Source organism: Pseudomonas sp. NFACC42-2, assembly GCF_900116055.1.
In the GTDB taxonomy this organism is placed as follows: Bacteria; Pseudomonadota; Gammaproteobacteria; order Pseudomonadales; family Pseudomonadaceae; genus Aquipseudomonas; species Aquipseudomonas marginalis.
In genome coordinates, this window is the sequence record NZ_FOZO01000003.1 from 174,418 (window position 1) to 191,998 (window position 17,581).

The window sequence follows — 17,581 nt, forward strand, 5'->3', positions numbered from 1 at the left end:
TTATGAGCGAAGCGATCAAACAGCCTGTGAGCCCTGAAGGCATTATCCAGATGCAGGGCGTCAACAAGTGGTACGGCCAGTTCCATGTGTTGAAAGACATCAACCTCAACGTCAAGCAGGGCGAGCGTATCGTGCTGTGCGGCCCGTCGGGTTCGGGCAAGTCCACCACCATCCGTTGCCTCAACCGTCTGGAAGAGCACCAGCAGGGCCGCATCGTGGTCGATGGCGTGGAGTTGACCAACGACCTCAAGCAGATCGAAGCAATCCGCCGTGAAGTCGGCATGGTGTTCCAGCACTTCAACCTGTTCCCGCACCTGACCATCCTGCAGAACTGCACGCTGGCGCCGATGTGGGTGCGCAAGATGCCCAAGCGCAAGGCCGAGGAAATCGCCATGCACTACCTGGAGCGTGTGCGCATCCCGGAGCAGGCCCACAAGTTTCCGGGGCAGTTGTCCGGCGGCCAGCAACAGCGTGTGGCGATTGCCCGTGCGCTGTGCATGAAGCCGAAGATCATGCTGTTCGACGAGCCGACCTCGGCCCTCGACCCGGAAATGGTCAAGGAAGTACTCGACACCATGATCGGCCTGGCCGAAGACGGCATGACCATGTTGTGCGTGACCCACGAAATGGGCTTCGCCCGCACCGTGGCCAACCGCGTGATCTTCATGGACAAGGGCGAGATCGTCGAACAGGCGGCGCCGAATGACTTCTTCGACAACCCGCAGAATGACCGGACCAAGCTGTTCTTGAGCCAGATCCTGCATTGATCGATGCTTGAAAAAATAAACCCGGCCTGGCCGGGTTTATTTTTAAGGGTTAGGACGCTTTGATTGCTTCAGTGTCGTTGTTCACGGTGTAGGTGAAGGCGCCGCGCATATTCGCGCCTTCAGCCAGGACTTTCGCGTCCGCAAGCAGGTGCGGGTGGCGATCCAGTAATCGCATCAGCAGCACCAAGGGCTTGGGGGCAAGAAGTTCGCCGCGTTCGTAGCGAGAGAATGCGTTGTGGCCGCCACCGGACAGCAGATCCACTGCTTCCTTTTGCGTAAGGTGCAGTTTTCGGCGGATGCGCTTCATCTCGGCGCCGATCATTTTTCGGGCGGCGAGGACTAGCTCGTCACCCGCTTGTCCATAGCGATCTGCACTATCGGTATCGGGGTCCCAAAAGCCGTCGCCGCATACCTTGCATTCCCAGCCTGCCAGATTGTCGACTCGACGTTCCATGCCTTTGAGGCTGATGGTTTCGCTGCGGCCCTCGAAATAGCTCAACGCATCAGGGGCGCCACAGATGTAGCACAGCTCGGTTTTTTTCATGGGTTTTTCTCCTTGAAGGAGATCACCGGAGGCCTACCGTCTGTGCGATAAGTGACCTTGATGTAAATCTCCATGCCTTTCGAATGAGTGTGGTACACGTCCTGCCAGACTCGATGGTCTCCATAAGTGGTCATCGACTTGTACAACATCCAGTTTTGCAACTCATAGATGACGTCCTGCATGTCCTCAAGGCTGAAGCGCAGATCCCAGCCGCATCGTTGTGCTGACTGGGTGAACGCTTTCCTCCCAAGCCGCCTGACATCCGCCTTGATCACCGTCAGATCGTAATGAGGTGTGTACTTTTCCATAAGACACCTGAGCTGAATAATTACCCTTTGAGGGTAATTTTACCAATCGAAAATACTGCTCCTTTTCCTGCCTAAGAACCGTAGTGCGTTGCCTTTGTAGGAAACTCTGAATAGGCTGTAGGAAAATTCATCCTATGATTGGACGAAAGCCTGCATCCCATGACAGACATCGCCCCCTTGATCAAACGCTCCCTGGTGGACCAGGCCCTTGAGCAATTGCGCTGGCGTATCAGCGAAGGCCGGTGGGCCATCGGCGAACGCCTGCCCACCGAGCCGGAGCTGGCCGCCGAGCTGGGCATCAGCCGCAATACCGTGCGCGAGGCCATGCGCGTGCTGGCGTTTTCCGGGTTGATCGAGATCCGCCAGGGCGACGGCAGTTACCTGCGCTCGATGACCGACCCGCTGGGGGCCATGCGCGCGTTATCCCACTGCACCCTGGAGCAGGCGCAGGAGACGCGGCAGATCCTGGAAGTGGAGGCCGTCGGGCTCGCGGCGGTGCGCCGTACCGAAGCCGACCTCACCGCTTTGCATGAGGCACTCAAGGCCAGCGCGGTGCTGTACCACGGTGACCTGGAGGCCTATATCAGCGCCGACCTGGTATTCCATAAACGCCTGGTGGATGCCGCGCACAATCCGGCATTGAGCGAGCTGTACCAGTACTTTTCCGCCATCGTCGGCGCGCAGTTGCGCCAGACCCTGAACATCTCGCCGCGTCGCCAGGCGGTGTTCGACCTGCATATCGCCCTGCTCGAAGCCGTGGAACACCAGGACCCGGAACGCGCCAAATCCCTTTGCCGGCAGTTAATCAATGAACCCTGAAACCAAGCGTACGAGCGAGTTGGACGAACTGTTGATCGACGCCGAGGCCGACGACGAAGTGGTGCAAGCCAGTCACCCGCTGGTAAGCCGCCCTTGGCTGTTGCTGCTGGGCCTGATCCTGGTGGCCTTGAACCTGCGCCCGGCGTTGTCGAGCGTGGCGCCGTTGCTGGCCGAGGTTTCCAGCAGTCTGGGATTGTCGGCGGCCCAGGCCGGTTTGCTGACCACCTTGCCGGTGTTGTGCCTCGGCTTGTTCGCGCCAATGGCACCGGTCCTGGCCCGGCGGTTTGGCGCCGAGCGGGTGGTGCTGGGAATCCTGCTGACCCTGGCCGCCGGCATCATCCTGCGCAGTTCGTTTGGCGAAGTGGGGTTGTTCGCCGGCAGCCTGATTGCCGGTGCGAGCATCGGCATCATCGGCGTATTGCTGCCGGGCATCATCAAGCGTGATTTTGCCAGACAAGCCGGCGCCATGACCGGTGTCTACACCATGGCCCTGTGCCTGGGCGCAGCGTTGGCAGCGGGCGCCACGGTGCCGCTGAGTCATTACTTTGGCGACCACTGGACCATTGGCCTGGGTTTCTGGGTGCTGCCGGCGTTGGTGGCAGCGTTGTTCTGGTTACCCCAGGTCGGCCAGAAACACGGCGCCCACCAGGTCGCCTACCGGGTCAAGGGCCTGTTGCGTGACCCGTTGGCCTGGCAAGTCACCGTGTACATGGGCCTGCAATCGTCCCTGTCGTACATCGTGTTTGGCTGGCTGCCGTCGATTTTGATCGGCCGCGGCCTGAGCGCAACCGAAGCCGGGTTGGCATTGTCCGGTTCCATCGTCATGCAATTGTTCAGCTCCCTCGCTGCGCCCTGGCTCGCAACCCGTGGCAAAGACCAGCGCCTGGCGATTGTGGTGGTGATGCTGCTGACCCTCGGCGGCCTGTTCGGTTGCCTGTATGCGCCGCTGGACGGCCTGTGGGGTTGGGCGATCCTGCTCGGCCTGGGCCAGGGCGGCACGTTCAGCCTGGCGCTGACCCTGATCGTGCTGCGCTCGCGCGACTCCCATGTGGCGGCCAACCTGTCGAGCATGGCTCAGGGCATTGGTTACACGCTGGCGTCCGTAGGCCCATTGGCGGTAGGCCTGGTGCACGACTGGACGGGCGGCTGGTCGGCCATCGGCTGGATTTTCGCGGTGATCGGCCTGGGCGCGATCGTCGCCGGGCTGGGCGCGGGGCGGGCGCTGTATGTGCAGGTCAGCAGCGAGAAAGTCTAGAGGTACAGCACTTCCAGGGTCGCCGAGCCGTCGAGCCAGGTGTCGCTGCTCAGGTCCAGGTTCTGTTTGGCGTTGATCACCGCCTCGATCTTGACGGTGCTGGTCAACGCCTGGATCGCCGAAGGTCCGCTGGTACTGCCTTGGGTGTCGGTGAATCCCAGGTAACTGTTGGCGCCAATGTCGATCGGGTTGAGGTTGGCGGTGCGCCAGGCCAGGCCGCCGGTGGTGGATTCGGTGCCATAGGCCGTCGCGAGGCTGTCTACCTGGGTCTGGCGAGGGTCGAAACTCAGGGAATACAGGCCAATGCGATTGCCACTGTTGTCCAGCCCCAGCCCGTAGTAAATCTCGCTGTTGACCGTGGCCGTGCCGTCGCGGTTGTCACGCATGCGCAGGGCAAAGCGGTTCGGCGCGTTACAGCCGATACTGACTTGCAGGTGCTTGACCGGTAATCGAGTGCCCTTTTCGACGTTGAGGTCCTGCTGGGAAATCTTGCCGTAGTCGATCAGTCCGTTGCTCGACAGCAGGGGTGTGCAGGCGGTGGGCGTCAGCCGGCCTTTGACACTCAGGTCCACGCTGGAGGCGGCCAGGGTGTGGGGGGCTGTGGTGAGTAACGCCAGGGCGCACACGACAGTGCGATACGTGTTCATAAGGGGAGCTCCAGAGGTCAGGGGTAGATGATTTCAAGGGTGCCCGAACCGTTGATGTACACCACGTTGCGCAGGTCCAGTGATTGGGTCGGGGCCAGGTAAGCCTTGATGCGCACCGTACCGACGAGGTGCTGGATCGGCACCGGCCCACGGGTATTGCCGACGCTATCGGTAAACCCCATCAGGCTGTTGGCGGCGATGGGGATCTGCCGGGCACTGGAACTGCTCCACGCCGCCCCGCCACTGGTAGAGTCGGTGCGATACAGGGTGCCGAGGGCATCGGCGCTGAACTCGGCCGGGTCGATGTTCAAGTAGAAGCGCCCAATCTTGTTCTGGCTGCCGTCCAGATCCAGGCCGTAGGCGGTTTCATCGATACCGCCGGTGGCCGAGCCTTCGCGGTTGTCATGCATCTTCAGCGCGAAAGACGTAGGCGCGTCGCAACTCACGGAGAGTTGCAGGGTGCGGGTCGGCAGCGGGGTTTCATTGCTGGTATTGAGGTCCTTGGCCAGCAGCGTGCCGTAATCCACCAGCCCGCCATTGGACAACTGCGGTGTGCACGCGGTGGGTGCGAAGTGGGCGCGCAAGGTGAGTTCCCGCGAGCGGTCGCCGTGGCGGGTATCGAACGTCCCGGACACTTCCCAGGTGGTCGCCTCGCGCACCCGGGTCGCGGCGACGTCGGCCCAGGTGCTGAGGCCCACTTGCAGCGCGAAGTGCTTGCCCTGTACGACGCGGGTGCCTTGCACGGGGGCCACGCCGTGGCCTGGCAGCCAACTCAACGTCGTACCGACGGCGGCCGGTGCCTGGCCGGCCGCCGGCAGCAAGCCCAGCTCCACCGCCTGGCCGTCCAGCACGCCGTCGCTGACCTGCAGAGCGTAGGTGCCGTGCTCGGTAAATTGCAGGCGTTGGGCACTGGCCGCGAGGGCGCGATAGAACACACTCATGTCCGCCGGTTGCGGGCAGTTGAGGTTCAGGCTCAAGCGGCGTTCGCCGAGCAGGCGCTGTGGCGCGGCGTCGTGTTGTGCAAGGCGCTTCATCAGGCCGAAGTCGAGTACCGGCTCGCTGATGTTCAACCGGCACTCGTCGTCGGCCCACACGTTAGCGACGAGGCCGACGCTCATCAATGCAGCCGTCAGCCAGGGGGCGCGGAAAAGGGGCATGGTGATCGTCCTCATAGGGGGTTGCAGCGCGCGGGCGCGGTTTCGAAATACACCTGGGGATCGCCTTTGGCCGGTACCTCGAAGTGCAACCGGCAGCGCGTCATGCCGGGCGCGCTGACCCACAGTGCGGATTGCTCCAGCACATTGGGCAGGAACACCTGGCCGCCGTCCTGCACCAGGGTCACGAACTCGCCGCCGGCGGTGCTGACGGAGGCGCCACGGGGCAGCAGTGCGCCTTGTTCGGTACGTGCGGTGAGCAACACTCGGCGAGTCAATGTCACCCCGAACTCGACCCGATCCACCGCGCCACGCCCGGCCGAGATCATTGCCAGGCCGTTGTTGATATCGGCATTGCGTGGCAGTGAGCGGGTCTGCACTTCCACCGGGCTGCGACCATAGGCGTTCACCTGGGGCACCACGGCCTGGCCTTGCCAGTCGGTCCATACCGGGCCGCTGGGGGTGCTCAGCTTGATGCCGCCCATATCGCCCACCGAGACCACGGCGAAGGTGTCGCGTACCGGATAGGGCGAGAAGGTGACACCGTCGCCATGCACTACCACGCCACCCCGGGCGCTGCCTTGATAGCTCGACCGCTCGGCATCGGAGCGGCTGTAGCTGACATCGAGCTGGCTGTAGCGCGGCAGGGCCGAGAGCCCGAGGGTGGTTTCCACTTGTTGGTCGCGGGTATCGTGTTCGGCGCCGACGCGGTAACTCAACTGATCGTCGAGTTGTTCGTTCAGCCCCAGGCCCGTGCGATGTTCGCCGCCCGAGTTGCGCACCCAGGCGCGTACGCGACGACTCTCGCCCAGGGGCAGGCTGACATTCAGGTACACCGCGTTGTCCTGTTGCTGGCGTCCGCCCATTTGCCACTCGGCACTGGCCGATAACGACACACCCCCGACGCTGGTGCCCCAGGACGCCAGGCCCCGGCTGCTGCTGTCGCCATCAAAATTGCTGGAGCGCGACATGCCCGCACTGAATGCTCCCAGCCACGGGTGCGACCAGCCCAGGGTGGCACTCTGTTGATGGCGATAGCGGGAGCGCCGCTGCTGGGTGGACTCGAGTTCGTAGGTGGATTCTTCCAGCTCCCGATAGCCTGGAGTACGCCAGGAGTTGGCCACACTGAACGACCATTGATCATTCAGGCGCTGAGACCATGACAGGTCGGTCTGCACGCCACGCACCTTGTCCCGTGCCTGAGTATCGGCGACCTGGGTGCCCAGTTGCACCTGACTGTCCAGCCATGGCAGCCAACCCAGGCTCAGCCCCGCCGCACGGTATTCACTGGCCGCCAGCACACCGCTGCCCAGGGACAGTTGCGGGTGCACGGCGCCGGTCCAGCCTGCGCTGACCACCCAAGGATCGTCACCCTGGGCATCGCCGATAGTGCGCACGCGGCCCGCCGCCACCGAGTACCCCGGCGCCGCCAGTCCCAGGCCGAGCATGGCGGCGGGGACGGTGAAACGGCGCTCGCCACCGCTGCTTTCCTTGACCGTGACTTCGACGTCCGAGCGTGAGTTCAGGCGCCGCACATCCGTCAGGGAAAACGGCCCGGCCGGCACCACGGTGGAGTGAATCAACGCGCCGTTCTGCCGCACCTCGACCTGGGCCGGGCTGTTGGCGATACCGTCGATGGTCGCGCCCTGGCCTTGCTCTTGAAGCGCCTGTTCGGTCAGTACCTGCACCCCGGTGATTTGTGCACCGGACAATACCGGGTTGTAGAGATTGATCTGCCCGGCTTGCAGGACCGCCTGATGGCTGGCAAAGGTGCGTTGGGCATACGCCTCAAGGTGGGTGCTGCGCGACAGGCCATCCTGCCAGGTCTGCACCTGGCGGCTGCGCACGATCCAGTCGCCCGCGTTGAAGCCCACCTCGGTGTTGGCGGAGCCGAAACGACTGTCGTCGTCCTCGAAGCGGTTATAGAAACCCGTGAGGTCGTAATTGAGCAGGGCGGCGACACCCCCGGTCTGATAACCGGAGATGTCCTGTTGCAGCGGTCGCAGGGCTTCGCTGGGCACCACCAGCGACACGGTGAGGCTGGCCGGGTCCGGCTCCACCAGGCTTTGGGGGTACTGTGCGAACAGGTCATGACAGGGACCGCTGTCGCCGGGCACCCTCAGGTTGGCGGCGTCCAGCAGGGCCTGGTCAAAGCAGAGTTGGCCGTGTTGATCGAAACCGACTTCCAAGCGCCCCCTGGGCCGGCCGTTGACCCGCAGGCTCACCGCGTGCCGGCCGGCGGCAAAGCGCGGTGCGTCCAGCAGCAGGCTGGCCAACTGCGGGTCGATGCCGCGTTGGTGCAGGGTGGTCGCATCGAAGCCGGTTTGTTCTGCGCCCCAGGCTTCGGCGGGCAACAGGCTGCACGCCAGCAGCAGAACGGAGAGGGCGCTGCGGTTGGGGATGTCGGGCAGGGCATCGCCGTCACGGTAGTTCAATACTGTTTTCACGAAAGACACTCGAATAATGGCGCCTGTGCGCCCGGTGACGGTCTTCGAGCCGTCACTTCGTTATGCAGGCGCCGGGCGCCTGTCGTGTTGGTCAGGTGAGGGGGGCTTCGTAGGCGGCTACGGCAAAGCCATACACCGTGGCCGGTTGCAGCCGCACTTTAGTGGCGGCGCCACCGGTGGCCGGTACGCTCAGGGTTTCCCCCGGCAACACGTAGGTGCGCGGCAACATGGCCTTGCCGTCGCCAGGCAGCAGGCGCAACTCCTGGGCCAGGCGCACCACATACGGGCTGTCGTTGCGCACCTGCAGCGTGTTGCCGTGCTGCGACCAGGCCAGGCGGGTCCAGGGCGTGCGATTGAGGGCCAGGCCCTTGGGGTGAATGATCACCGGCAGGTTCTGGCGCACGGTCACGCCCACCCGGGCATGCCCGGCTTCGGTGGCGGGGCGGCCCTGGGGCATGCCTTCGAAGATCGCGCGCTTGAGCCGCTGGGTCAGCAGCGGTTGTTGGCGTTGCAGGATGAACCGCACCAGTTGCGATTTGGAGGCCTCCACCCGCGACAGGGGCGGGGTGACGACGAGCAACGGCTCGCGGTCTTCGGGAATGTCTTCCAGGGTGACGTGGAGCAGGGCCAGTTGGCTGTCGGTGTTGGTGACCGAAACGGCCGCTTCACCTTCGGCTTCGTAGACGATGACCACGGAGGTGTCCGGGATCATGCCGTCGGCCTGCGCTCCCGTGCCAAACAGCAGCGTCAGGGCAATGAGGCAGGTTGAGGTTTTGAGCAATGTCGTCGTCATGACGGGGTTTTCCATTGGGGCAGCATGAAAAGGTCAGAGATAGCGCAGGTCCAGCACGATGGAACCGTCCAGCGGCACCTCCTGGTTCAGGGTCAGGTACCGGGTGAAGTTGATGGAGGTGTCGATGCGCAGTTGGGCGCTCAACTGGCCGATGAAGTCGGGTTGGCGATCACCGGGTGGGGCGAAGCCCACATAGGATTTGGGATAGGCATTCGGTTCCGGCGACCAGGTTTCACCGTTGTCACTGGAGGCCAGCACCTGCATGGACTGCGCATCGCCGATGGGGTTGCGGTAGGACAAGGCCACGGATCCCAGGCGCTCGGCCGGCACATGAATGTTCCTGCCCAGACCATAGAAAAAGCCGGGGGCCAGTGACGACTCGGCGCGGTTGTCGAGCCCCACCAGGGCAAACAGCATCGGCCTGCTGCATTGCACATTCAGTTGCAGCAACTGGCTGGGCAACACCGTGAATTCGTTGGCGTTCAAGGTGTGCGAGGGGATTTTTCCGTGGTCGACCATGCCTTGGTCTGACAGCGTGACGTGACAGGCGTCCGGCGTCAGCCGCCCGGTCACCGTGAGGTCGACGAAGGCAGCGGCGAACACCGCAGGAGTCGTCGTCAGCAAGAGCAATACAGCCAGGCGTTGAGTGAGCGTGTTCATGGGGGGGCGCCACGGGTCGAGTTGAATACGGGCGGTACAGAAACAACGCCCATGCCCGTGAGGGACTGCCAGGCATGGGCGCCCAGGGCGTTACAGGTACTTCACTTCCAGGGTGGCCGAGCCGTCTAGGGTGACCTCGTTGCTCAGGTCCAGGCTGTCGGTGCGGGCGATGGAGGTTTCAACCACCAACTCCAGGGACAAGTCCTTGACCGGCACCGGTTGACTGTCGTCAGCCATGCTGGCCACCGACATGTACAGGCCCGGGTCCCAGAATTTTTCTCTGTACCAGTTATCCTGGCCGTTGAAGGACGCAATCGGCTGCACCGCGACACCGTCGGCGACCGGGTTGTCGAGTATCAGGCCAAACCAGCCGAGCTTCTGGTTGCCGTTGATCAGGCCCAGGCCGTAGTAGGAAGAGCTGATGGACGAGCCAACCCGGTTGTCGACCGAGTGCAGTGCAAAGCTGATCGCGCTGTCGCAGCTGACGACCAGGCTCAAGGTGTGGGTCCCAATAAGCGTCGGGTTGCTTATGTTCAGGTCCTTGGCGGAAATCTTGCCGTGGTCGATCACGCCTCCGCTGGACAGCACGGGGGTGCAGGCGCTCGGTACGATCAGGCCCTTGACGGTCAGGTCGACGGTGGACGCGGCGTAGCTGGTGGCAGAACCGAGCAGCATCAGGCCGGTGGCAAGTACGGTAAACAGGGGCTTCATGGGCGACGAGTTCCTTTCGATTGAGTCTGAGTGGCGCATTACAGGTAGTTGACTTGGACCGTGGCGTGCCCGTCGACGGGCACTTCGTCGGTCAGGGTCAGGCCGTTGGCGGGGGCGATGTGGGTGAACAGGCGGATTTCGGCATCGAAGTCCTGCACCGCAATGGGCACCAGTTGGTTGCCCCTGGCGATTGCCGTCAGCATGGTGTGGGTGAGCATGCTGGTGGGCAGCCATGTAACGCCGCCATCGACAGACGTAATGGCGCGTGCAGCGACGCCGTCCGCCACTGGGGCATATAGGTGGAAGGCAGCGCCGCCGAGTTTTTCACCGTCCGATGTCATGCCCAGGCCATGCCAGTTGGCGTGGTTGGCCGAGGAACCGGCGCGGTTGTCGATGGTGCTCAGGGTGAAGAAGGTCGGCGCCTCACAGCGCACACTCAACTGCATGGTTTGGTGGGGCAGCGAGGTGTACTGCTCGGCCTCGAGATCCTTGGCTGCCATTTTTCCGAAGTCGATCGTGCCACCGCCGGAAATCAGCGGCGCGCAGGCGCTGGGCGTGATGCTGCCCTTGACGGTGAGGTCTGTATTGCTGGCGGCAAACACCGCTGGCGTAAACAACAGCAACAGTGCTGCGCGAGTGACAAATAGGTTCATAGGGGCAATCACCATTTGAGCAGGGTCGATGGACGCTGGGTAAGCGCTACAGGTACTTCACTTCAAAGGTCGCAGAACCATCCAATGCCACCTCGTTGGTCAGCGTCAGTGTGTTGGCCGCTGCGATAGCGGTGTTGAGCACAATCTCCACGCTCATGTCCTGCAGCGGGTGAGGTTGCCAGCCAATCGTTTCGTCCAGGCTTCCCAGTGCAATCAGATAGTTGGGCTCTACGCTGTCGTCTTCTGCGAGCCACGTCCAACGGCCTTCGGTGTACGACACCAGCAAGGTTGACGGCTTGTCGGCGACGGGATTGCGCATGGTCAGGAAGTACCTGCCCAGTTTCTCCGTTTCGTTGATCAGGCCCAGTCCAAACGCGGCGGGACGGGTGGAGGAGCCGGCACGGTTGTCGAAAGGCTTGATGGCAAACAGCGTCGATGCCTCGCAGCTGACGGACAGTTGTACGGTTTGTGTGGGCAGCAGGGTCTGGCTGTCGAGGTTCAGGTCTTTCGCGGAAATTTTTCCGAAATCCACTGCGCCCGGCAGGTTGGGCGTACAGGCACTGGGGGTGATCAAACCTTTGACCGTCAGGTCCACCGTGCTGGCAGCCAAGACAGGTAAGGCACTGGTGAGCAACAGGGCGGCGCTCAACAGGGTTAGGGACTTGCTCATCTCTATAGGTTCCACTAAGGGGCTGGCTGATAAAGGCTTGCGCACGGCATCGTCCGAGCTTTTTGTGGAAGGCGGCGAGCAGGGCGGCGGGTGGTGTTTTGCTGGGATCGACGAAACTGGCCAATCCATTCCCTCTTTGGGGTGGCGGCAATTTAGCCGTGGGGAGTGGCGGGGGAAATACAACTATTACGACAATCGGAGTAGTCAGTATTTGAGTGAGAGTTCGTGGGAATTAATGTTTTAGATTGTAGGAAAGTTGGGTTTTTCGTAGTTGTTGTATCGCCTTTTTCATGTTCGCAAGGCTATTCATTGTTGCTTATGACTGTCACATGAGCGCCATGGGGATGTTGCACGCTGTTCGTTGATTTGGCTGTTGCATCTTCCTGCTCCCATTCAAGTGGATGTTGATGAACTCATGGGCTGAACAATCAATGTAAGCACAGTGAGGTGACCATGGTGACAAGGGTATTTTCCAAGCAAGTACCTGTCCTGAAGTTGGCACCCTCGCCTTTGCCACCGTTGGAGGAGGCGCCGGCTCGTCGTTCAGGCGCGATTGCATGGCCGACGCGAGCCAGCCTGATCGAGATTTTCGGCAGTGATGAGATGGTGAATCGGGCGTTGGCCAGCCTGATTGAGGAAGCACGGGAGGACGATGCCTGGCTGGACCTGGCGCAGGCCCGCGCCGATGCGCCCTTGCTGGTGGAGCGATTGCACCGTGTGGTGGGCAGCATGGCCTTTGTCGGCGGAGTCGACCTGGAGCGTTGCGGCGAGCAGCTGATTGCGCGGGTCCAGGCCGATGGTGTGGTGGCGAATACGCCGCATTTGCAAGCCTTCCAGCGCAACTTGCGGGGGTACATTGCTTATCTGAGCCGCTTATGAGTCCGCCGGACTCAAAGGTTTGTAGGCGGTTATTGCCGTGTGTTGGAGGTTTTGGATGTAGGTAATTTCTTTTTGTTTTGTAGGCGTAAAGTTGCCACCTATCAAACACTGGGTGCTGTCCGGAACAGGCTGCGTCGGGTGGTTGTTGAGACAAGAGGACACAGGTATTTTTGCGCCAATTCCAGTTGCCATCATTCGTGGGTATTTATGTTGCGTGTAATTATTGCCGACGATCATCCCATTGTGCGCATCGGGCAACGGGTGGTGATTGAGGCGGGCGGTAGATGCAAAGTGGTCGGTGAGGCCGACGGTCCCGATGAGTTGCTCAAGTTGCTGAGCAGCGTGGCGTGTGACGTGCTGGTGACTGACTTCGCCATGCCCGGCGGCCAGCAGGCCGACGGCTACGGACTGCTGGGGCTGTTGCGGCGCCAGTACCCGACTTTGCCGGTGATTCTGGTCACCATGTTCGCCAATGTGGCGACGCTGCGTGCGTCCTTTGCCCACGGGGCACGGGCGATTGTCGCCAAGAGCGCCTCGGCCCGGGAGCTGCCCACCGCTATCGCGACAGTGACCAGGGGCGAGACGTTTGTCAGTGAATGCCTGCGCGCGCAGTTGGCGGAGGCGGGCACCGGCGATCAACTGCAACAGCCGCAGTTATCCAGCAAGGAGCGCGAAGTGGTAAGGATGCTGGCCAGCGGCATGACCGTCAGCCAGATTGCGGCCCGGGTCAATCGCAGTATTTCCACGATCAGCAAGCAGAAAAGCACGGCCATGAGCCGGCTGTGCATTTCCACCGACGTGGATCTGTTTGCCTATGCCCGCAGCTGCGGCATGGTGCCGTAGCGCCTGGTGGGGCATTCCCGGTGTAAATGGCGATAGAGTTTTACCGGCGCCCGGACTATCTTGGACGGCTTACAACCCTTGGTCTGGAACCTGCCCATGAGCGACGCACACAACGCCCTGATCACCGAGTTCTACAGCGCTTTCCAACGGCTGGACGCCGAGGCCATGGCGGCCTGCTACACCGACGATGTGCTGTTCAGCGACCCGGCGTTCGGTGAACTGCGCGGCCGCGACGCTGGCGATATGTGGCGCATGCTCACCACCCGGGCCAAGGATTTCTCCCTGACGTTCGACCATGTGCGCAGCGATGAAACCACCGGCAGCGCGCATTGGGTCGCGACCTACCTGTTCAGCGCCACCGGTAACACGGTGGTCAACGATATCGGCGCGCGGTTTGTGTTTCGTGATGGCAAGATCTGCGAACACCACGACCACTTCGATCTGTGGCGTTGGTCGCGCCAGGCGCTGGGCCTCAAGGGCCTGTTGCTGGGCTGGTCGCCGGCCTTGAAAAATGCCGTGCGTGCCCAGGCGCTCAAAGGCCTCAGGGCATTCCAGGCCGGTCGTTGATAAGCTTGGCGCTCTTCTGGTTTGCCGAATCGACCCGTGACTGATCCTTCTGAACCCAAACCCTGGTTTGTGTACCTGGTACGCGCCGCCAATGGCGCGTTGTATTGCGGCATCAGCAATGACCCGGTGCGTCGTTTTGCCTCTCATCAGAGCGGCAAGGGCGCACGGTTTTTCCTGTCCAGCCCGGCGGTCGCGCTGGTGTACACGGAGCAATGCGCGAGCAAAGGCGAGGCGTTGCGCCAGGAGCGCTTGATCAAGAAGTTGAAGAAAAGCGCCAAGGAGTGCCTGGCCGCAAGTGGCTCATTGATTTGACTGATGGGTTCCCATCGTCCCCGCCTGGGGTTTTGCAGGTTAAGCTAGCCGCTTATCTATCGAGCGGAGCCTGGCATGTCTGAGTTGATTCTCCACCATTACCCGCAATCCCCTTTTGCTGAAAAAGCCCGCCTGATGCTGGGCTTCAAGGGCTTGTCCTGGCACTCCGTGCGCATCTCGCCGGTGATGCCCAAGCCTGACCTTACGGCCCTGACCGGCGGCTATCGCAAGACGCCGGTGCTGCAGGTCGGTGCCGACATCTACTGTGACACCGCCTTGATCGCCCGACGCCTGGAGCAGGAAAAGTCCGCCCCGGCGCTGTTCCCCCAAGGCCTGGAACTGGTTACCCAAGGCTTCGCCGCCTGGGCCGACTCGGTAGTGTTTTCCCATGCCGTGGCGCTGGTGTTCCAGCCTGAATCCCTGGCCGTCAAATTTGCCAACGTACCGCCACAGATGCTCCAGGTGCTGGTGGCTGACCGCAGCAAATTGTTCAGCGGTGGCAGCGCCGCCCGCGTGCAACTGGACCAGGCCAAGCATCAATGGCCGGCGATCATCCATCGTATCGATCAGCAATTGCAGCACCCGACGGGGGATTTCCTGTTCGGTGAGCCGTCGATTGCCGACTTTGCCCTGGCCCATCCGCTGTGGTTTCTCAAGGGCTCATCGGTGACTGCGCCGTTGGTGGATGCGTATCCCGCTGTCGCGGCGTGGCTGGACCGGGTGCTGAGCTTTGGCCATGGCACTGCCAGTGAGATCAGCGCCGAGCAAGCGCTGGAAGTGGCGCGTAACGCTACGCCCACTGCGCTGTCCGATGAGGTTTTCGAGGACTTGAACGGCTTCAAACCCGGCCAGCAGGTGACCATCTCGGCCACTGACTACGGCACCGACCCCGTGGCCGGTGAGCTGCTGTTTGCCGGGCGCGAGGAACTGATCCTGCGTCGCACCGATGAACGCGCCGGCACCGTGCATGTGCATTTCCCACGCTTGGGGTTCAGCATTCAGGCGCAATAAATAAAAATATTTACCCACAGAGGTGAGGTAAATCCCCCGCCCATCCGTGTAGTGCTTGAAACTGCGATCTATTCGCATTAACAGCGTTTTCTACACGGGTTCTCACAGCATGAAGTCGACGGCAGGCGGTTTGGTTAAACAGTGGCTGGGAGCCTCGGTATTGGCGGTGTCGGGGCTGGCATTGCTGCCCCTCTGCATGGCACAGGCGCAGGAGCAGCAAAGCGCCCAGTTCACCTTCGCCCTGGCGGCCAAACCGCTGCCCCAGGCCTTGAGCGATTTCAGCCGGATCACCGGGATCAGCGTGATCTACACCGATGAAGCGCCCTATGGCCTCAGTGCCCCGGCGGTCAGCGGGCAAATGAGTGCGACCCAGGCCCTGCAACGCTTGCTGGCGAACAGCGGCTTTACCTTCCGCCAGCTCGACGCCCGCACCCTGGCCTTGGAACCGGTGCCCACCGATGGCGCGCTGAACCTCGGCGCCACCACCATCAGCGGTGTCGGCCAAACCGAGGACAGCACCAGCTACCAGCCCCCGCCCACCAGCTCGGTGATGCGTTCCCGCGCGTTGCTGTTGGAAACCCCGCAGACCGTCAACGTGGTGCCCGCCCAAGTGCTGCGCGACCAGACCCCGCGCAACCTGGATGACGCCCTGGCCAATATCAGCGGCATTACTCAGGCCAACACCCTGGCCAGCACTCAGGACGCGGTGATGCTGCGCGGCTTCGGCGATAACCGTAACGGCTCGATCATGCGCGATGGCATGCCGGTGGTGCAGGGCCGGGCGTTGAATTCAACCGCAGAACGGGTCGAAGTGCTCAAGGGCCCGTCGTCGCTGCTGTATGGCATCCAGGACCCGGGCGGCGTGGTCAATATCGTCAGCAAAAAACCGCAACTGACCCAGGCCACGTCCCTGACCGTGCGCGGCTCGACCTTCGGGGATGGCAAGAACGGCAGCGGCGGCAACCTCGACACCACCGGGCCGATTGGTGATTCGGGCCTGGCCTATCGCCTGATCGTCGACCATGAAGACGAGGACTACTGGCGCAACTTCGGCACTCACCGCGAGTCGCTGGTGGCGCCGTCCCTGGCCTGGTACGGCGATTCAACCAAGTTGTTGTTCGCCTACGAACACCGCGAATTTCTCTCGCCGTTCGACCGCGGCACCGCCATCGACAAGTCCAACCACCCGCTGGACATCCCGGCCACTCGCCGTCTGGACGAGCCGTTCAACAACATGGAAGGGCGTTCCGACCTGTACCGCTTCGAAGCCGACCACGACTTGAACGACGACTGGAAAGCCCATTTCGGCTACAGCTGGAACCGTGAGACCTATGATGCCAGCCAGGTGCGCGTCAGCGCGGTAAACACCGACGGCACCCTGACCCGCAAGATGGACGGCACCCAAGGTGCGATCACCACCGATCGCTTCACCACGGCCAGCCTGGAAGGCAAGGTCAATGTGCTGGGCATGCAGCATGACCTGGTGTTCGGCCTGGACGACGAGTACCGCAAGATCTACCGCGCCGACCTGATTCGCCAGAGCTCGCGTGGTACGTTCAACTACAACAACCCGGTGTACGGCAACGAAGTCGCGGGCACCACTGTCAGCGCTGCCGACAGCGCCCAGACCGACCTGTTGCGCAGCGACTCGCTGTTCTTCCAGGACGCGATTCACCTGACCGACCAGTGGATCTTTGTGGCCGGTGCGCGCTATCAGATGTATGACCAGTACGCCGGCAAGGGCGTGCCGTTCAAGGCCAACACCGACGGCAATGGCCAGGCCTGGGTGCCGCGTGCCGGCCTGGTGTACCGCTACACCGATGAGTTGTCGTTCTACGGCAGCTACACCGAGTCGTTCAAGCCCAACTCCACCATCGCGGCCTTGGCCGATGGCAGCACGCTGACCGGCGACCTCACGCCGGAGGAATCCAAGTCGTGGGAGCTGGGCGCCAAACTCGACATCCCCGGACGCATCACCGCCAGCGCAGCGTTGTTCACTATCGACAAGCGCAATGTGCTGGTGTCGGTGGGCTCCGGCGCCAACACCATCTACAGCATTGCAGGGCAGGTGCGTTCCCGTGGCCTGGAACTGGACGCCAGCGGCCAGTTGACCGACAAGTTGAGCCTGATCGGCAGCTACGCCTTCACCGAGGCCGAAGACATCAAGGACAACGACCCGACGCTGGAAGGCAACCGCCTGCAAAACGTGGCCAAGCACACCGGCTCGCTGTCGGTGGCCTACGACTTCGGCAATATCTTCGGCGGCGATCAGTTGCGCGTGGGCACCGGTGCGCGCTATGTCGGCGAGCGCGCAGGCGACGCCGCCAACGACTTCAACCTGCCGGGCTACACCGTGGCGGACGCCTTCGCCACCTACGACACCAGGATCGACGGGCAGAAGGTCAAGTTCCAGGTCAACGTGAAGAACCTGTTCGACCGCGTTTACTACACCTCGGCGGCCAGTCGCCTGTTTGTGTCCATGGGCGATGCGCGGCAGGTATCGGTGTCCAGCACCCTGGAGTTCTAAAACCTGGCAGGCTC

The 17,581-nt window shown here is 62.3% G+C and carries 19 protein-coding genes; 9 read left to right on the forward strand and 10 right to left on the reverse strand.

Annotation, left to right across the window (positions count from 1 at the left end):
• Positions 1–2 precede the first annotated feature (2 nt).
• Positions 3–767, forward strand: coding sequence for an amino acid ABC transporter ATP-binding protein (locus BM416_RS08125; protein ID WP_003171943.1), 765 nt, complete (start codon positions 3–5; stop codon positions 765–767).
• Between the two features lie 49 nt (positions 768–816).
• On the opposite strand, the gene BM416_RS08130 is transcribed toward BM416_RS08125, so the two are convergent.
• Together BM416_RS08130 and BM416_RS08135 are read right to left on the reverse strand one after the other, a co-directional pair.
• Positions 817–1,311, reverse strand: coding sequence for a type II toxin-antitoxin system MqsA family antitoxin (locus tag BM416_RS08130; RefSeq protein WP_092487166.1), 495 nt, complete (start codon positions 1,309–1,311; stop codon positions 817–819).
• Positions 1,308–1,619 (reverse strand): type II toxin-antitoxin system MqsR family toxin, encoded by a 312-nt coding sequence (locus BM416_RS08135; protein ID WP_092487169.1) that lies wholly within the window; start codon positions 1,617–1,619, stop codon positions 1,308–1,310. Before BM416_RS08135 ends, BM416_RS08130 begins: the two co-directional genes overlap by 4 nt.
• A gap of 159 nt (positions 1,620–1,778) precedes the next feature.
• Between BM416_RS08135 and BM416_RS08140 the strand changes: the two genes are divergently transcribed.
• Complete coding sequence (locus BM416_RS08140) at positions 1,779–2,438, forward strand: FadR/GntR family transcriptional regulator (RefSeq protein ID WP_092488034.1); 660 nt, start codon at positions 1,779–1,781, stop codon at positions 2,436–2,438.
• Positions 2,428–3,693 (forward strand): CynX/NimT family MFS transporter, encoded by a 1,266-nt coding sequence (locus tag BM416_RS08145; RefSeq protein ID WP_092487172.1) that lies wholly within the window; start codon positions 2,428–2,430, stop codon positions 3,691–3,693. Before BM416_RS08140 ends, BM416_RS08145 begins: the two co-directional genes overlap by 11 nt.
• Here BM416_RS08145 and BM416_RS08150 read toward each other — a convergent pair.
• From BM416_RS08150 to BM416_RS08185, 8 genes are all read right to left on the reverse strand, one after another.
• On the reverse strand, positions 3,690–4,340 hold the full coding sequence (locus BM416_RS08150) for a DUF1120 domain-containing protein (RefSeq protein ID WP_092487175.1): 651 nt from the start codon (positions 4,338–4,340) through the stop codon (positions 3,690–3,692). The genes BM416_RS08145 and BM416_RS08150 overlap by 4 nt on opposite strands.
• A 17-nt stretch (positions 4,341–4,357) precedes the next feature.
• Positions 4,358–5,497: a DUF1120 domain-containing protein gene (locus BM416_RS08155; protein ID WP_371856049.1), complete on the reverse strand. Its 1,140-nt coding sequence runs from the start codon at positions 5,495–5,497 to the stop codon at positions 4,358–4,360.
• A gap of 11 nt (positions 5,498–5,508) precedes the next feature.
• Positions 5,509–7,941, reverse strand: a complete 2,433-nt coding sequence (locus BM416_RS08160; RefSeq protein WP_175539045.1) for a fimbria/pilus outer membrane usher protein — start codon at positions 7,939–7,941, stop codon at positions 5,509–5,511.
• Positions 7,942–8,032: 91 nt separating this feature from the next.
• Positions 8,033–8,734: a fimbria/pilus chaperone family protein gene (locus tag BM416_RS08165; protein ID WP_092487181.1), complete on the reverse strand. Its 702-nt coding sequence runs from the start codon at positions 8,732–8,734 to the stop codon at positions 8,033–8,035.
• Between the two features lie 33 nt (positions 8,735–8,767).
• On the reverse strand, positions 8,768–9,394 hold the full coding sequence (locus BM416_RS08170; protein ID WP_092487184.1) for a DUF1120 domain-containing protein: 627 nt from the start codon (positions 9,392–9,394) through the stop codon (positions 8,768–8,770).
• A 90-nt stretch (positions 9,395–9,484) separates the two neighbouring features.
• Entirely contained in the window at positions 9,485–10,105 is a 621-nt protein-coding gene (locus tag BM416_RS08175) for a DUF1120 domain-containing protein (RefSeq protein WP_092487187.1), read from the reverse strand.
• A gap of 38 nt (positions 10,106–10,143) precedes the next feature.
• Positions 10,144–10,758, reverse strand: a complete 615-nt coding sequence (locus BM416_RS08180) for a DUF1120 domain-containing protein (RefSeq protein ID WP_092487189.1) — start codon at positions 10,756–10,758, stop codon at positions 10,144–10,146.
• 46 nt (positions 10,759–10,804) lie between these two features.
• Complete coding sequence (locus tag BM416_RS08185) at positions 10,805–11,428, reverse strand: DUF1120 domain-containing protein (RefSeq protein WP_092487192.1); 624 nt, start codon at positions 11,426–11,428, stop codon at positions 10,805–10,807.
• Between the two features lie 453 nt (positions 11,429–11,881).
• Here BM416_RS08185 and BM416_RS08190 point away from each other — a divergent pair, with 453 nt between their 5' ends.
• The 6 genes from BM416_RS08190 to BM416_RS08215 all read left to right on the forward strand — a co-directional run bounded on the left by BM416_RS08190 (position 11,882) and on the right by BM416_RS08215 (position 17,567).
• Complete coding sequence (locus BM416_RS08190; RefSeq protein WP_092487195.1) at positions 11,882–12,307, forward strand: hypothetical protein; 426 nt, start codon at positions 11,882–11,884, stop codon at positions 12,305–12,307.
• Positions 12,308–12,514: 207 nt separating this feature from the next.
• Entirely contained in the window at positions 12,515–13,150 is a 636-nt protein-coding gene (locus BM416_RS08195) for a response regulator (protein ID WP_092487198.1), read from the forward strand.
• Positions 13,151–13,246: 96 nt separating this feature from the next.
• Positions 13,247–13,717 carry a nuclear transport factor 2 family protein gene (locus BM416_RS08200; RefSeq protein ID WP_092487200.1) on the forward strand — a complete coding sequence of 157 codons (471 nt, stop codon included), beginning with the start codon at positions 13,247–13,249 and terminating at the stop codon, positions 13,715–13,717.
• Positions 13,718–13,753: 36 nt separating this feature from the next.
• Positions 13,754–14,029, forward strand: coding sequence for a GIY-YIG nuclease family protein (locus tag BM416_RS08205; protein WP_090409144.1), 276 nt, complete (start codon positions 13,754–13,756; stop codon positions 14,027–14,029).
• A gap of 75 nt (positions 14,030–14,104) precedes the next feature.
• Positions 14,105–15,040, forward strand: a complete 936-nt coding sequence (locus BM416_RS08210; RefSeq protein ID WP_092487203.1) for a glutathione S-transferase family protein — start codon at positions 14,105–14,107, stop codon at positions 15,038–15,040.
• A gap of 109 nt (positions 15,041–15,149) precedes the next feature.
• Positions 15,150–17,567: a TonB-dependent siderophore receptor gene (locus BM416_RS08215; RefSeq protein ID WP_092487206.1), complete on the forward strand. Its 2,418-nt coding sequence runs from the start codon at positions 15,150–15,152 to the stop codon at positions 17,565–17,567.
• Positions 17,568–17,581 lie beyond the last annotated feature (14 nt).

Excerpts from the sequence above, each read along its gene's own strand:
- BM416_RS08135 (WP_092487169.1), bottom strand. The coding sequence starts at position 1,619 with ATGGAAAAGTACACACCTCATTACGATCTGACGGTGATCAAGGCGGAT.
- BM416_RS08200 (WP_092487200.1), top strand. The coding sequence starts at position 13,247 with ATGAGCGACGCACACAACGCCCTGATCACCGAGTTCTACAGCGCTTTC.
- BM416_RS08140 (WP_092488034.1), top strand. The coding sequence starts at position 1,779 with ATGACAGACATCGCCCCCTTGATCAAACGCTCCCTGGTGGACCAGGCC.
- BM416_RS08185 (WP_092487192.1), bottom strand. The coding sequence starts at position 11,428 with ATGAGCAAGTCCCTAACCCTGTTGAGCGCCGCCCTGTTGCTCACCAGT.
- BM416_RS08130 (WP_092487166.1), bottom strand. The coding sequence starts at position 1,311 with ATGAAAAAAACCGAGCTGTGCTACATCTGTGGCGCCCCTGATGCGTTG.
- BM416_RS08155 (WP_371856049.1), bottom strand. The coding sequence starts at position 5,497 with ATGCCCCTTTTCCGCGCCCCCTGGCTGACGGCTGCATTGATGAGCGTC.
- BM416_RS08190 (WP_092487195.1), top strand. The coding sequence starts at position 11,882 with ATGGTGACAAGGGTATTTTCCAAGCAAGTACCTGTCCTGAAGTTGGCA.
- BM416_RS08125 (WP_003171943.1), top strand. The coding sequence starts at position 3 with ATGAGCGAAGCGATCAAACAGCCTGTGAGCCCTGAAGGCATTATCCAG.
- BM416_RS08150 (WP_092487175.1), bottom strand. The coding sequence starts at position 4,340 with ATGAACACGTATCGCACTGTCGTGTGCGCCCTGGCGTTACTCACCACA.
- BM416_RS08170 (WP_092487184.1), bottom strand. The coding sequence starts at position 9,394 with ATGAACACGCTCACTCAACGCCTGGCTGTATTGCTCTTGCTGACGACG.
- BM416_RS08145 (WP_092487172.1), top strand. The coding sequence starts at position 2,428 with ATGAACCCTGAAACCAAGCGTACGAGCGAGTTGGACGAACTGTTGATC.
- BM416_RS08210 (WP_092487203.1), top strand. The coding sequence starts at position 14,105 with ATGTCTGAGTTGATTCTCCACCATTACCCGCAATCCCCTTTTGCTGAA.
- BM416_RS08180 (WP_092487189.1), bottom strand. The coding sequence starts at position 10,758 with ATGAACCTATTTGTCACTCGCGCAGCACTGTTGCTGTTGTTTACGCCA.
- BM416_RS08175 (WP_092487187.1), bottom strand. The coding sequence starts at position 10,105 with ATGAAGCCCCTGTTTACCGTACTTGCCACCGGCCTGATGCTGCTCGGT.
- BM416_RS08165 (WP_092487181.1), bottom strand. The coding sequence starts at position 8,734 with ATGACGACGACATTGCTCAAAACCTCAACCTGCCTCATTGCCCTGACG.
- BM416_RS08215 (WP_092487206.1), top strand. The coding sequence starts at position 15,150 with ATGAAGTCGACGGCAGGCGGTTTGGTTAAACAGTGGCTGGGAGCCTCG.
- BM416_RS08195 (WP_092487198.1), top strand. The coding sequence starts at position 12,515 with ATGTTGCGTGTAATTATTGCCGACGATCATCCCATTGTGCGCATCGGG.